Source organism: Aeromonas rivuli, assembly GCF_000820045.1.
GTDB classification, from domain to species: Bacteria; Pseudomonadota; Gammaproteobacteria; order Enterobacterales; family Aeromonadaceae; genus Aeromonas; species Aeromonas rivuli.
Genome location: NZ_CDBJ01000042.1, coordinates 35,545 through 49,476 on the forward strand (window position 1 = coordinate 35,545; position 13,932 = coordinate 49,476).

13 protein-coding genes and 2 tRNA genes are annotated in these 13,932 nt (G+C 56.8%); 13 read left to right on the plus strand and 2 right to left on the minus strand.

The features are described 5' to 3' along the window. Together BN1130_RS08000 and greA are read left to right on the plus strand one after the other, a co-directional pair. Nucleotides 1-900 carry a flagellar motor protein MotB gene (locus BN1130_RS08000; protein ID WP_042041315.1) on the plus strand — a complete coding sequence of 300 codons (900 nt, stop codon included), beginning with the start codon at nucleotides 1-3 and terminating at the stop codon, nucleotides 898-900. A 141-nt stretch (nucleotides 901-1,041) separates the two neighbouring features. Next, complete coding sequence (greA, locus tag BN1130_RS08005) at nucleotides 1,042-1,518, plus strand: transcription elongation factor GreA (RefSeq protein ID WP_005903968.1); 477 nt, start codon at nucleotides 1,042-1,044, stop codon at nucleotides 1,516-1,518. Nucleotides 1,519-1,578: 60 nt separating this feature from the next. On the opposite strand, the gene BN1130_RS08010 is transcribed toward greA, so the two are convergent. Both BN1130_RS08010 and yhbY read right to left on the minus strand, forming a co-directional pair. Further along, complete coding sequence (locus BN1130_RS08010; RefSeq protein ID WP_042041316.1) at nucleotides 1,579-2,178, minus strand: hypothetical protein; 600 nt, start codon at nucleotides 2,176-2,178, stop codon at nucleotides 1,579-1,581. Nucleotides 2,179-2,278: 100 nt separating this feature from the next. Continuing rightward, nucleotides 2,279-2,575: a ribosome assembly RNA-binding protein YhbY gene (gene yhbY, locus BN1130_RS08015; RefSeq protein ID WP_005903964.1), complete on the minus strand. Its 297-nt coding sequence runs from the start codon at nucleotides 2,573-2,575 to the stop codon at nucleotides 2,279-2,281. 98 nt (nucleotides 2,576-2,673) lie between these two features. Between yhbY and rlmE the strand changes: the two genes are divergently transcribed. The 11 genes from rlmE (at nucleotide 2,674) to infB (ending at nucleotide 13,911) form a co-directional block, all read left to right on the plus strand. After that, the gene (gene rlmE, locus BN1130_RS08020) at nucleotides 2,674-3,303 is read left to right on the plus strand and encodes a 23S rRNA (uridine(2552)-2'-O)-methyltransferase RlmE (RefSeq protein ID WP_042041317.1); all 630 of its coding nucleotides are present in this window, start codon (nucleotides 2,674-2,676) and stop codon (nucleotides 3,301-3,303) included. Between the two features lie 45 nt (nucleotides 3,304-3,348). Then, nucleotides 3,349-5,301, plus strand: coding sequence for an ATP-dependent zinc metalloprotease FtsH (ftsH, locus tag BN1130_RS08025; protein ID WP_042041318.1), 1,953 nt, complete (start codon nucleotides 3,349-3,351; stop codon nucleotides 5,299-5,301). Nucleotides 5,302-5,365: 64 nt separating this feature from the next. Beyond that, nucleotides 5,366-6,211 (plus strand): dihydropteroate synthase, encoded by an 846-nt coding sequence (gene folP, locus BN1130_RS08030; RefSeq protein ID WP_042041533.1) that lies wholly within the window; start codon nucleotides 5,366-5,368, stop codon nucleotides 6,209-6,211. Nucleotides 6,212-6,228: 17 nt separating this feature from the next. After that, nucleotides 6,229-7,563 carry a phosphoglucosamine mutase gene (gene glmM, locus BN1130_RS08035; protein WP_042041320.1) on the plus strand — a complete coding sequence of 445 codons (1,335 nt, stop codon included), beginning with the start codon at nucleotides 6,229-6,231 and terminating at the stop codon, nucleotides 7,561-7,563. Nucleotides 7,564-7,695: 132 nt separating this feature from the next. Beyond that, on the plus strand, nucleotides 7,696-8,460 hold the full coding sequence (gene tpiA, locus BN1130_RS08040; RefSeq protein WP_042041321.1) for a triose-phosphate isomerase: 765 nt from the start codon (nucleotides 7,696-7,698) through the stop codon (nucleotides 8,458-8,460). Next, nucleotides 8,461-8,787 (plus strand): preprotein translocase subunit SecG, encoded by a 327-nt coding sequence (secG, locus tag BN1130_RS08045; protein ID WP_005903953.1) that lies wholly within the window; start codon nucleotides 8,461-8,463, stop codon nucleotides 8,785-8,787. Between the two features lie 9 nt (nucleotides 8,788-8,796). Beyond that, nucleotides 8,797-8,881 (plus strand) — tRNA-Leu (locus tag BN1130_RS08050). A 92-nt stretch (nucleotides 8,882-8,973) separates the two neighbouring features. Next, nucleotides 8,974-9,050: transfer RNA gene (locus BN1130_RS08055), tRNA-Met, on the plus strand. A 168-nt stretch (nucleotides 9,051-9,218) separates the two neighbouring features. Next, nucleotides 9,219-9,677 (plus strand): ribosome maturation factor RimP, encoded by a 459-nt coding sequence (rimP, locus tag BN1130_RS08060; protein ID WP_042041323.1) that lies wholly within the window; start codon nucleotides 9,219-9,221, stop codon nucleotides 9,675-9,677. A 14-nt stretch (nucleotides 9,678-9,691) separates the two neighbouring features. Beyond that, nucleotides 9,692-11,194, plus strand: coding sequence for a transcription termination factor NusA (nusA, locus tag BN1130_RS08065; protein WP_042041324.1), 1,503 nt, complete (start codon nucleotides 9,692-9,694; stop codon nucleotides 11,192-11,194). A gap of 20 nt (nucleotides 11,195-11,214) precedes the next feature. Further along, nucleotides 11,215-13,911: a translation initiation factor IF-2 gene (infB, locus tag BN1130_RS08070; RefSeq protein WP_042041326.1), complete on the plus strand. Its 2,697-nt coding sequence runs from the start codon at nucleotides 11,215-11,217 to the stop codon at nucleotides 13,909-13,911. Nucleotides 13,912-13,932: the final 21 nt, after the last annotated feature.

The following is a 13,932-nucleotide window of genomic DNA, read 5'->3' on the forward strand; positions in this document are numbered from 1 at the left end:
ATGTCTAAATGCAACTGTCCTCCTCCCGGCCTGCCAGCCTATATGGGTACCTTCGCCGACTTGATGTCGCTGCTGATGTGCTTTTTCGTGCTGCTGCTCTCTTTTGCCGAGATGGATGTGCTCAAGTTCAAGCAGATCGCGGGCTCCATGAAGTATGCCTTCGGGGTACAGAATTTATTGGAGGTCAAGGATATCCCCAAGGGAACCTCTGTGATCGCCCAGGAGTTCAGGCCGGGACGACCCGAGCCGACCCCGATAGACACCATCATGCAGCAGACCATCGACATGACCCAGACCGAGCTGGAGTTCCAGCCGGGGGAGTCCGATCAGTCCGGTGGCCAGCAGAAGGATGCGGGTAACCTGACCGGAGGCAAGACCAGCGAGCAGGCGCAAGAGCAGCAACAGGCCCAATCCAATGAGCTGGCCAAGAAGCTGGCGGAGCAGCTTCAGGATCAGATCCAGGATGGCGCCATCGAAATAGAGTCCCTCGGCCAGCAGATCATCATTCGCATCCGTGAGAAGGCCTCCTTCCCGGCGGGCTCTGCCTTCCTGCAGCCCCAGTTCTGGCCGGTGATCCGCAGGGTCGCCAGTCTGCTCAAGGATGTGCCGGGGGAGATTACCGTCTCCGGTCATACCGATGACGTCGCGACCGAGAATGAGCTATTTAACTCCAACTGGGAGCTCTCTTCCCAGCGGGCGGTGGCGGTTGCGCATCAGATGATCAAGGTGCCAGGTTTCGATCAAAGCCGACTCGTGGTGCAAGGCATGGCTGACTCTCAGCCGCTGGTACCGAATAACTCGACCGAGAACCGCAGTACCAATCGCCGGGTCGAGATTGCCATCATGCAAGGCAAGCCGAGCACTTCAACGCCGATTGCACTGCCAAACGAGGTTAAATAAGCCGGAGAGAGGATAAAGGTGGGGCTGGGGGGGACCATGGATTTTCCCCTGACTTCATATTAAGATGCCTCATCCAAACCGATGGCAGCGGCTCTCCCTTGATAGCCGCTGTCTCATTTTCAAGCAACTCAGGTTTTGACTATGAATCCTACTCCGATGACTGTGCGCGGCGCCGAGCAGCTGCGCAAAGAGCTCGATTATCTTAAGACCGAGCTGCGTCCGCAGATTATCGAAGCGATTGCTGATGCCCGTGAGCATGGTGATTTGAAAGAGAACGCCGAATACCATGCCGCCCGTGAGCAGCAAGGCTTCTGTGAAGGCCGCATTCAGGAAATTGAAGCCAAACTTTCCAATGTCCAGATCATCGATGTCACCAAGATCGCCAACAATGGTCGCGTCATCTTCGGTGCCACCGTCAATCTGCTCAAGTCGGAGACAGAAGAAGAGGTGACCTATCGCATCGTCGGTGACGATGAGGCTGATATTAAAAAGAACCTCATCTCGGTGAACTCCCCCATAGCCCGTGCCCTGATCGGCAAGGAAGTGGATGATGTCGCCATCGTCAAAACCCCGGCGGGCGATGTGGAATATGAAGTATTGAGCGTCGACTACCTGTAACAGGCAGCGTGACAGCGAAGAGGGGAGCCTGGCTCCCCTCTTGTCATTTGTGCGTCTGCCTCACTCCGCGGGCGGCGCATAAGCCTGGGTGAAGGTGCTCTGGTGGTGCTGGAACATCCAGCCACGCAGCAGCTCCTGATCCGTCTCGTTCATCTGGAAGTTGATGGCCCAGCCTATGCTGGTTTGCTGTTCGCGCACCTCCCGGATCAGGACGCCACTGAGCATCAGAGGTGCCAACTCATCCAGCCTCAGGATGGCACCGATGGCATCTCCTCGCTTTAGATGACTGGGCAGCCGCTGGACGATGAGACCATTGAGGGAGAGGCTGGTGATCCGATAATCCTCCCCGTTGTGCTGCAGCCAGCCTTCCGTATCCAGGCGCCAGGCGCGGGGATGCTCGTGGCTGAGTTCCTGAATGACGGGGGCCGCGATGCGTGGCTCGAGAAAGCCGTCATCGCCTTGGGTGAAATAGAGAGGGAAATGGAGCTGATGACCGGCGAAGCGGGCCTCCAGGGCCAGCATGTCGGCTCGTTGCAGCAGGCCAAGCAGCGGGGTATCCAGATAGCCGCTCAGGGATTGCCCGGCGGCTGACTCCTGGTCTTTCCCCAGCTCCCGCAACATGGTCAGTTCTTCGTCAGTGAGTATCTGCTGGTGATCCATGGCGTCGTTTCCAAGTATTCATCGCAGGTTAAGGCCCCGGCGACTACTTTGGCAAGCGACTTAGGAAGAGGGGGAATGAGGGAGAGAGCAGTGCTCTCTCTTACTTGCGGGGCAGTTGGATTTTGGGTTCGTTGGCCTTGCGATAGATGGTCAGCACATGACCCATGCTCTGCACCTTGATGGCGCCAGTTTCGCGAACGATGGCTTCCATCACCAGCGCCTTCATCTCACGATCTTCGGCGGCAACTTTCACCTTGATCAGCTCGTGATGGGCCAGTGCGAGATCGATCTCGGCGAGAACGCCTTCGGTCAGGCCGTGCTGGCCAAGCAGTACGACGGGTTTCAGGCTGTGGGCCAAGCCCTTGAGGTACTGTTTCTGTTTATTGTTGAGCATCATGGCAAAATTCTTCATAAGTCAGGGTTGAAAGGGGCGTATTCTACCCCCACTTAGCCCTTAATACTAATAACCCTTGTGGTTTTTTAAAGCCGATCACCATGACCCAGAAAAAACGTTCCCCCAGTTCAACGCGCTGGTTGAAAGAGCATTTCGACGACCAATACGTCAAAAAAGCCCAGAAACTTGGGTTGAGATCTCGTGCCGTGTTCAAGATTGACGAGATCCAGGACAAGGACAAGTTGCTCAAGCCTGGCATGACGGTGGTGGATCTTGGCGCCGCTCCCGGTGGCTGGTCCCAGTTTGCCATCGATCAGGTGGGTGACAATGGACGTGTCATCGCATGTGACATTTTGCCGATGGATTCCATCGCCGGTGTCGATTTCCTGCAAGGGGACTTTCGGGAGGAAACTGTCCTGGCTGCGCTGCTGGCGCGGGTGGGGCCGGACAAGGTGGACGTGGTCATGTCTGACATGGCACCCAACATGAGCGGCACTCAGCAGGTGGATCAGGCGCGAGCCATGTATCTGGTCGAGCTGGCGCTGGACATGTGCAACCAGGTGCTGCGCGCGAATGGCAGTTTCGTGGCCAAGGTGTTCCAGGGAGAGGGATTCGATATCTATCTCAATGAAATACGACAACTTTTTACAGCAGTCAAGATACGCAAGCCGGACTCATCAAGAGCCCGCTCGCGCGAAGTGTACATTGTGGCTACCGGTTTTAAACTGTAGTACCCTACCTTTTAGCGTTAACTGTCAGTCTGCGAGGTTACTGATTTGAGTGACATGGCGAAAAACTTAATCCTGTGGCTGGTCATCGCCGTCGTGCTGATGTCGGTATTCAACAGCTTCAGCCCCAGTGATACCACCAGTCGCCAGCTGGACTATTCCAGCTTTGTAAAAGAAGTGGCCCAAGAGCAGATCCGTGAAGTGCGGATGGACGGTAAGGTCATCAATGGCGTCAAGCGCACCGGTGAACGTTTCCAGACGATCATTCCGGCGCCGGATCCCCAGTTGCTCAACGACATGCTCAATCACAACGTGAAGGTCATGGGTGAGAAGCCGGAAGAGCCGTCGTTGCTGACGTCCATCTTCATCTCCTGGTTCCCGATGCTGTTGCTGATCGGTGTCTGGGTCTTCTTCATGCGTCAGATGCAAGGCGGCGGTGGCAAGGGTGCCATGTCGTTTGGCAAGAGCAAGGCTCGCCTGATGAGTGAAGAGCAGATCAAGACCACCTTCGGTGACGTCGCAGGCTGTGACGAAGCGAAGGAAGAGGTGAAGGAGCTGGTTGACTATCTGCGCGATCCTTCCAAGTTCCAGAAGCTGGGTGGCAAGATCCCGACGGGTGTGTTGCTGGTCGGCCCGCCCGGTACCGGTAAGACCCTGCTGGCCAAGGCCATTGCGGGGGAGGCCAAGGTGCCTTTCTTCACCATTTCGGGTTCCGACTTCGTGGAGATGTTCGTTGGTGTGGGTGCCTCCCGGGTACGTGACATGTTCGAGCAAGCCAAGAAGTCATCGCCCTGCATCATCTTCATCGATGAAATTGATGCGGTCGGTCGTCAGCGTGGCGCCGGTCTGGGTGGTGGTCACGACGAGCGTGAGCAGACCCTGAACCAGATGCTGGTTGAGATGGATGGTTTCGAGGGCAATGAAGGCATCATCGTCATCGCCGCCACCAACCGTCCTGACGTGCTGGATCCTGCCTTGCTGCGCCCGGGCCGTTTCGACCGCCAGGTCGTGGTTGGTCTGCCGGATGTGCGTGGCCGTGAACAGATCCTGAAAGTGCACATGCGTAAAGTGCCGTTGGCCGATGACGTCAATGCGGCCGTCATTGCACGGGGCACCCCGGGTTTCTCCGGTGCCGACTTGGCCAACCTGGTCAACGAAGCCGCCCTGTTCTCGGCGCGTGAGAGCCGCCGTGTGGTCTCCATGTCCGAGTTCGAACGGGCCAAGGACAAGATCATGATGGGCGCCGAACGCCGCTCCATGGTGATGCAGGAGTCCGAGAAGGAGATGACGGCCTATCATGAGGCTGGTCATGCCATCATCGGTCGCATGGTGCCGGATCATGACCCTGTCTATAAGGTCTCGATCATCCCCCGTGGCCGTGCCCTGGGTGTGACCATGTACTTGCCGGAGCAAGATCGCTGGAGCCACTCCAAGCAGCATCTGGAGTCCATGATCTCCAGCCTGTACGGCGGTCGTTTGGCGGAAGAGCTGATCTACGGTGCCGAGAAGGTATCGACCGGTGCGTCCAACGACATCGAGCGCGCCACCGACATCGCACGCAAGATGGTGACCCAGTGGGGCATGTCCGAGCGTCTCGGTCCCATGCTCTATGCAGAAGAAGACGGCGAGGTATTCCTCGGTCGTAGCATGGCCAAGGCCAAGCATATGTCCGATGATACTGCCCGGGTCATTGATGCCGAGATCAAACTGGTCATCGATCGCAACTATGATCGTGCCAAGCAGATCCTGATGGACAACATGGATGTATTGCACACCATGAAGGATGCGCTGATGAAGTACGAAACCATCGACGCCAAACAGATCGACGATCTGATGGCCCGTCGCGAGGTGCGTGCCCCCAGCAACTGGCATGACGATCACAGTGGCGACACACCAAACGGTGGCAGTGCGACCAAGGCCGAGCCTGAAGAGGTGAAAGCCGAAGAGCCGAAAGAGGCGAATGTCGATATCGACAAAGCCAACGACGTTCCGGCCAAATAAGATTTATCTCTCTCAAACCCCGGGCTCGCCCGGGGTTTTTTCATTGATGAAAATGGACTCGATCATGCAGTTATCCAGCAAGGGGATCAGCCTCTCCCTCGACCGTCCCCATGTCATGGGGATCCTCAACGTGACTCCGGACTCTTTCTCCGATGGTGGCCGCTTCAATCAGATAGAGCAGGCGCTGGCTCACGCCCGTCAGATGGTGAGCGATGGCGCTACCCTGATCGACATAGGGGGAGAGTCGACTCGCCCCGGTGCTCCCGATGTGAGCGAGCAAGAAGAGCTGGATCGGGTGGTGCCTGTGGTAGAGCGGATCGCCAGCGAGCTGGAGGTGATGATCTCCCTCGATACCTCCAAGGCCATAGTGATGGGCGAGGGGTGCGCCGCTGGCGGTCACCTCATCAATGATGTGCGTGCCCTGCTGGAGCCCGGAGCCCTGGCCGCTGCGGCGCAGGCTGACGTGCCCGTTTGCCTGATGCATATGCAGGGACAGCCAAGAACCATGCAGGCCGAGCCTCATTACGATGATCTGCTGGGGGAGGTGAGGGCTTTCTTCGATGAGCGTATTGCCGCCTGTCTCGCCGCTGGCATCCCCCGCGAGCAGTTGTTGCTCGACCCCGGCTACGGCTTTGGCAAGACTCTCGCGCACAATTACCAACTGCTCGCCAGGCAAGCTGACTTGCTCGATTATGGGCTGCCGCTCTTGGTGGGGATGTCGCGAAAGTCTATGATAGGGAGCTTGCTGGGTCGCCATGTCGACGAGCGCCTCGCCGGCAGTCTGGCTTGCGCCCTGATAGGGATGCAACAGGGGGCTCGCATCATACGGGTGCACGACGTGCGCGCTACCATGGATGCGCTACGCATCGGCTGGTTGGCAATGACGGGAAATGATTTTATCTCCAAATAAAATAACGAGAACAAACCATGGCTAGAAAATACTTTGGCACCGATGGGGTGCGCGGCAAGGTGGGTGAATACCCTATCACTCCGGACTTCGTGATGAAGCTGGGTTGGGCCGCCGGTAAGGTGCTCTCCAAGAAGGGCACCAAGAAGGTGCTGATCGGCAAGGATACCCGTATCTCTGGTTACATGCTGGAGTCGGCCCTGGAAGCTGGCCTCTCGGCCGCTGGCCTCAAAGCGATATTGATGGGCCCCATGCCCACACCGGCGGTGGCTTATCTGACCCGCACATTCCGCGCCGAAGCAGGTATCGTCATCAGTGCATCCCACAACCCCTTCTACGATAACGGCATCAAGTTCTTCTCCGCCGACGGTACCAAGTTGCCAGATGAGGTCGAATTGGCCATCGAGGCCGAACTCGACAACGAGCTCAAGTGCGTCGAGTCGGCAGAGCTTGGCAAGGCGGTGCGTATCGAGGATGCCGCCGGTCGCTACATCGAGTTTTGCAAGAGTACCTTCCCCTCCCATCTCAGCCTGGAAGGGCTCAAGATGGTGGTAGATTGTGGTCATGGTGCCACTTATCACATAGCGCCTTCCGTATTTCGCGAACTGGGTGCCGAGGTCATTGCCATCGGTTGCAGCCCGGATGGCCTCAACATCAATGAAGGGGTTGGCTCCACCGCGCCCGAGGCCCTGGTCGCCAAGGTGCTGGAAACCAAGGCTGATCTGGGTATCGCCTTTGATGGTGATGGTGACCGTCTGGTCATGGTCGATCATGCGGGTTACATCATAGATGGGGATGAGATCCTCTATATCATTGCGCGCGACGCCCTGCGTAACGGCCGCCTCAAGGGCGGTGTGGTCGGTACTCTGATGGCCAATATGGGCCTGGAGCTGGCGCTGCAGACCCTGGGGATCCCGTTTGCCCGTGCCAAGGTGGGTGATCGCTATGTACTGGAGATGCTCAACGAGAAAGGTTGGCGCATCGGCGGCGAGAACTCGGGCCACATCATCTGCCTGGATCAAACCACCACAGGAGATGGCATCGTTGCCGCCCTGCAGGTGCTCACCGCCATGTGTACCGCCGAGATGCCCCTTGCCAAACTGCGTTCTGGCATGAGCAAGTTCCCCCAGATACTGGTCAACGTGCGCTTTGCCGAAGGGCAGGATCCCCTGACTTCGTCCGCCGTGCTCGACGAGGTGAAGCGGGTGGAGCAAGAGCTGGCTGGTCGTGGGCGGGTATTGCTGCGCAAGTCAGGTACAGAGCCTTTGATCCGTGTCATGGTGGAAGGTGAGCAAGAAGAGCAGGTCCGTGAGATGGCCGAACGCATTGCCCAACAGGTCAAATCGGCGTTTTAATGAGCGATAAGGGCGGTTTTTACACCGCCCTGGTTGTATCTTGTTCAAACGATTTGAAAAATCATAAATAGCGCTTGTCAGTTCAATGTCCTCTGGATATTATCTGCCTCGCTTTCGCAAGGGAGTTTGCCGATGGGAAATCGGAAGCCGTTTGTAGCAGCCAACTGGAAGTTACACGGTAGCAGGTCGCAGTTAGAAAGATTCACCGCCGCTTGCCTCAAGGGGTTGAGTGATGACGTTGAAACTGTGTTGTGTCCATCCCATGTGCATCTTGACTTCACGTCGAATCTGCTCGCAGAGCAGCATTTGATGAAGTTGGGGGCTCAGAGTGTGAGTCAGCACAAATCAGGCGCTTATACGGGGGAAGTCTCGTGTGAGATGTTGATTGAGGCAGGGTGTCGATACGTTGTTGTAGGGCACTCCGAGCGTAGGCGTCTCTTTGGAGAAACCAGTTTCATTGTCGCGGAGAAGTTCGCGGCCGTCAGAGCGGCAGGCTTGATCCCCATCCTTTGTTTGGGTGAGTCAGGGGCGGCAAGGCAGGCGAGGCGTACCTTCGAGGTGATAGTCGAGGAGCTGGACATAGTCCTAGAGAAGAATGGCGCGATGGCTTTCGATAATGCTATCATCGCCTACGAGCCGATTTGGGCTGTAGGCACAGGTAAATGCGCCACACCCGAGCAGGCACAAGAGGTTCATTCCTTCATTCGTGGTCGCTTGGCGGAGGATACTCCGGTAATAGGTGATAAAGTTAGAATCATCTATGGTGGGAGCCTGACACCGGCCAATGCGAGAGATTTGTTTGCCCAGCCCGACGTTGACGGCGGTCTGATTGGTGGAGCAAGCCTCGATGACCAGGCGTTCTTAGGAATTGTTGAAGCGGCAAAGGGTGCAAGTTAAATGTACGAAATTCTTTTAGTCGTTTATCTGCTGGTATCACTGACTCTGATTGGTCTGGTGATGATACAGCAAGGTAAAGGGGCTGACATGGGCGCCTCCTTCGGCGCAGGGGCATCGAATACCGTATTCGGCTCCAGCGGCTCAGGTAATTTCCTGACCCGTACAACAGCAATTTTGGCAACTCTGTTTTTTGTTATCAGCTTGGTGCTTGGATCTATGTCCGGTCATAAAGCGAAACAGGGTAGCGAGTGGGAAAATCTGCAACAAACCCAACAGGTTGAGCAGACTGAAACGCCGGTTAAGAAAGATTCCGACGTTCCCAACTGAGTGAGTTTTGCCGTGGTGGTGGAATTGGTAGACACGCTATCTTGAGGGGGTAGTGCTCTAGGGTGTGCGGGTTCGAGTCCCGCCCACGGCACCAATTTAGTAGTGAGCTTGGGTAACCAAGTATATTATGGCCCTTCTTTCTTGTACGAAAAGATTGATAAGGCTATAATCTCGCACGATTTCGGACGCGGGGTGGAGCAGCATGGTAGCTCGTCGGGCTCATAACCCGAAGGTCGTCGGTTCAAATCCGGCCCCCGCAACCAAATTTCACGCATTCCTTCGCTCAGGAAAGCGGTCGCTGCGAGGCGACAATCAGGGTACAGCGCCAAGCCCCGATTTGACATCGGGGCTTTTTGTTATGTGCAATTTACTCTGACTTTGTACTTCATCTGGGCTATATGCCCTTTTTTTGTTTTTTTCGGAGGGTAACTTTGGCTACGTTGGAACAGCGTTTGACCGATCTGCTCGAGGCGCCTATCAAAGCCTTGGGTTTTGAACTTTGGGGTGTGGAGTTTATCCGTGCGGGTAAACACTCAACCCTGCGTGTCTATATCGATAGCGAGCAGGGTGTGACCGTTGAAAACTGCGCCGAGGTGAGCCGTCAGACCGGTGCCATCATGGACGTTGAAGATCCCATCACTGAGGAGTACTACCTGGAAGTCTCCTCTCCCGGTCTGGATCGCCCGCTGTTCAAGGTTGCCCAGTTCGAAAAATACGTTGGCCAGGAGGCGGCGGTGCAGCTTCGAATGGCAACAAATAACCGCCGCAAGTTCAAAGGCGTAATCAAAGCCGTGCAGGGGGATACCATCACCCTGACGGTGGATGGTAAGGACGAGCTGTTCGCTTTCACCAATATCCAAAAAGCGAACATAGTGCCGAACTTTGGTTAACGAGGCTATCGGATATGAATAAAGAAATTTTGCTGGTCGTTGACGCCGTGTCACACGAGAAAGCCGTGCCCCGCGAGAAGATCTTCGAGGCGCTGGAAACTGCGCTGGCGACGGCGACCAAGAAGAAATATGAAGGCGAGATCGAAGTTCGCGTCGAGATCGACCGCAAGACCGGTGACTATGATACCTATCGTCGCTGGATTGTGGTCGCCGATCAGGCTTCCATGGAGAACGCCTACGGCGAGATCACCCTGGAAGCGGCTCAGATCGATGACCCCGAGATCCAGATCGGTGACTATGTTGAAGACCAGATTGACTCTGTCACCTTCGACCGTATCACCACCCAGACCGCCAAGCAGGTTATCGTGCAGAAAGTGCGCGAAGCCGAGCGTTCCCAGGTCGTGGATCAGTTCAAGGACAAAGAAGGCACCATCATCAGTGGTGTGGTCAAGAAGAGCAACCGTGACAACGTGATCCTGGATCTGGGCAGCAATGCCGAGGCCGTGATCTTCCGTGACGACATGCTGCCGCGCGAGACCTTCCGTCCCGGCGACCGTATTCGTGGTCTGCTCTATGCGGTACGTCCTGAGGCGCGTGGCTCCCAGCTGTTCGTCAGCCGTTCCAGCCCCGAGTTCATCAAAGAGTTGTTCCGCATCGAAGTACCGGAAATCGGTGAAGAGATGATCGAAATCATGGGCGCCGCCCGTGACCCGGGTTCCCGCGCCAAGATCGCGGTCAAGACCAACGATCGTCGTATCGATCCTATCGGTGCCTGTATCGGCATGCGTGGCGCTCGTGTGCAGGCGGTTTCCGCCGAGCTGAGCGGCGAGCGCGCTGACATCGTCTTGTACGATGACAACCCGGCTCAATACGTGATCAATGCCATGGCACCGGCGGATGTGGCCTCCATCATCGTTGATGAAGACAACCACACCATGGATATCGCCGTGGAAGCTGCCAACCTGGCCCAGGCCATCGGCCGTAACGGTCAGAACGTGCGTCTGGCGTCCCAGCTGACCGGTTGGGAGCTGAACGTCATGACCGTCGAGGACATGCGTGCCAAGCACCAGGCCGAGAACGACCGCATCCTGACCCTGTTCACCAGCACCCTGGACATCGACGATGATTTCGCCGGTCTGCTGATGGAAGAGGGCTTCTCGACGCTGGAAGAGATTGCCTTCGTACCGGTCAACGAGTTGCTGGCTATCGACGGTCTGGATGAAGACATGGTCGAAGAGCTGCGTACCCGTGCCAAGGATGCTCTGACCACTCAGGCCCTGGCCAAAGAAGAATCGTTCGAAGGTGTTGAGCCTTCCGAAGAACTGCTCGGTCTCAAAGGCCTTGACCGCGAAATGGCTTATGCATTGGCCGCCCGTGGTATTGGCAATCTGGAAGATCTGGCAGAGCAAGGCATCGATGACCTTGCTGATATTGAAGAACTGACCGCGGAGAAGGCGGGGGAGCTGATTATGGCTGCTCGCAACATCTGCTGGTTCGGAGAAGAGCAGTCTAGTTAAGATCAAACGGAGGATAATGAATGGCAGAAGTATCAGTCAAACAACTTGCCACTGACATCGACACACCGGTTGATCGTCTTCTCCAGCAGTTTGTCGACGCCGGTATCAGCAAGAGCAAGGCCGACGATCTGGTCAGCGAGTCTGAGAAGCAGACTCTGTTGGCCCATCTGAAGAAACAGCATGGCGGTGATGAGACGCTCGCACCTGCCCGCATGACCTTGCAGCGCAAGACCAAGAGCACCCTGAATGTTCAAGGTACTGGCGGCAAGAATAAAGAAGTGCAGGTAGAAGTGCGTAAGTCTCGCACCTATGTAAGACGTTCGGCGCTCGAAGATGAGCAGCGCCAGACGGAAGCCGAGGAAACAGCGCGTTTGGAAGCAGAAGAAAAAGTCCGTCACGAAGCCGAAGAAAAGGCTCGCCGTGAGGCTGAAGAGAAGGCTCGCCTGGCGGCTGAGCAAACTCGTCGTGAAGCTGAGGAAAAGGCGCGCACCGAGGCACAATCAAAGGCCAAGCAGGCTCAACAGCCCGCTAAAGCAGCCGGTAGCACAGCTCAGCAAGAGGCAGAAAAGATGGCCAAGCGCGAAGCAGAAGAACTGAAGCGCCAACAGGAACAAGCAGCCTTGACCAAGGCTGAAGAACTCGCCGCGAAGAAAGCCGAAGAGGCTCGCATCATGGCGGAACAGAACGGCCCCCGCTGGGCCGAGGAAGAAGCCGCTCGCGCCAAAGAGAGCAGCGACTACCACCTGACCACCAACAAGCATGCGCAAGCAGCCGAAGACGAACTGGATCGCAAAGAAGAGACCAGCCGTCGTACCGCCGCCGCAGCCAAGAGTGCGCCCAAGAAACCGGGTCGCCGCGAAGATGATCGCAACTCCCGTGACCCGCGTGCTCGCAAGGGCAAGCGCGGCAAGATGGCCATGCCCAACGCCATGAAGCACGGCTTCAACAAGCCGGCTGCCGTGGTCAACCGTGACGTCGTCATCGGCGAGACCATCACAGTGGCCGAGCTGGCCAACAAGATGGCCGTCAAGGGTGTCGAAGTCATCAAGGCAATGATGAAGATGGGCGCCATGGCCACCATCAACCAGGTCATCGACCAGGAAACCGCTCAGCTGGTTGCCGAGGAGATGGGCCACAAGGTTGTGCTGCGCCGTGAGAACGAACTGGAAGAGGCGGTACTGTCCGATCGTGACGAGACCTCCGAAGCCAAGCCGCGCGCTCCCGTGGTCACCATCATGGGTCACGTTGACCATGGCAAGACCTCGTTGCTGGATTACATCCGTAAAGCCAAGGTTGCCGCAGGGGAAGCCGGTGGCATTACCCAGCACATCGGTGCCTACCACGTCGAAACCGACAGTGGCATGATCACCTTCCTGGATACCCCGGGTCACGCGGCCTTTACCTCCATGCGTGCTCGTGGTGCTCAGGCGACCGATATCGTTGTCCTGGTCGTGGCGGCCGATGACGGCGTCATGCCGCAGACCATCGAAGCCATCCAGCACGCCAAGGCGGCCGGTGTCCCCATCGTGGTTGCGGTCAACAAGATCGACAAACCAGAAGCGGATCCGGATCGCGTCAAGACCGAGCTGTCCCGCTACAACGTCATGTCCGAAGATTGGGGTGGTGACAGCCAGTTCGTGCACGTCTCCGCCAAGTCTGGCGAAGGCATCGACGATCTGCTGGAAGCCATCCTGGTTCAGTCCGAAGTACTGGAGCTGAAAGCGGTGGTCGATGGCATGGCCAACGGCGTCGTGATCGAGTCCTTCCTGGACAAGGGTCGCGGTCCTGTTGCGACCGTACTGGTACAAGAAGGTACTCTGCGCCAGGGCGATATCGTGCTCTGTGGTCTGGAATACGGCCGTGTTCGTGCCATGCGTGACGAACTGGGTCGTGAGATCAAGGAAGCGGGTCCTTCCCTGCCAGTCGAAATCCTGGGTCTGTCCGGGGTCCCCTCTGCCGGTGACGAAGCCACCGTTGTACGTGACGAGAAGAAAGCCCGTGAAGTGGCGCTCTATCGTCAGGGCAAGTTCCGCGAAGTCAAGCTGGCTCGCCAGCAGAAGGCCAAGCTGGAGAATATGTTCGCCAACATGACCGAGGGCGAAGTGTCCGAAGTGAACGTGGTGATCAAGGCCGACGTACAGGGTTCAGTGCAAGCCATCTGTGATGCGCTGGTCAAACTGTCCACCGAAGAGGTCAAGGTCAAGATTGTTGGCTCCGGCGTCGGTGGCATCACCGAGACCGATGCCACCCTGGCTGCCGCTTCCAGCGGTATCCTGGTCGGCTTCAACGTCCGTGCCGACGCTTCCGCTCGCAAGGTTATCGAAGCCGAGAACCTGGATCTGCGTTACTACTCCGTCATCTATGACCTGATCGACGAAGTGAAGCAGGCCATGAGCGGCATGCTGGCTCCTGAATATCGTCAGGAGATCATCGGTCTGGCTCAGGTGCGTAGCGTCTTCAAGTCACCGAAGTTCGGCGCCGTTGCCGGCTGTATGGTCACCGAAGGTGTGGTCAAGCGCTCCAACCGTATCCGTGTACTGCGTGAGAACGTGGTCATCTATGAAGGCGAGCTGGAATCCCTGCGCCGCTTCAAGGATGACGTCAACGAAGTCCGCAACGGTTACGAGTGTGGTATCGCGGTCAAGAACTACAATGACGTACGCGAAGGCGACCAGATCGAAGTTTACGAGACTGTTGAAATTCAACGGACTCTGTAAGCCGAGAGCACGACAAAATAG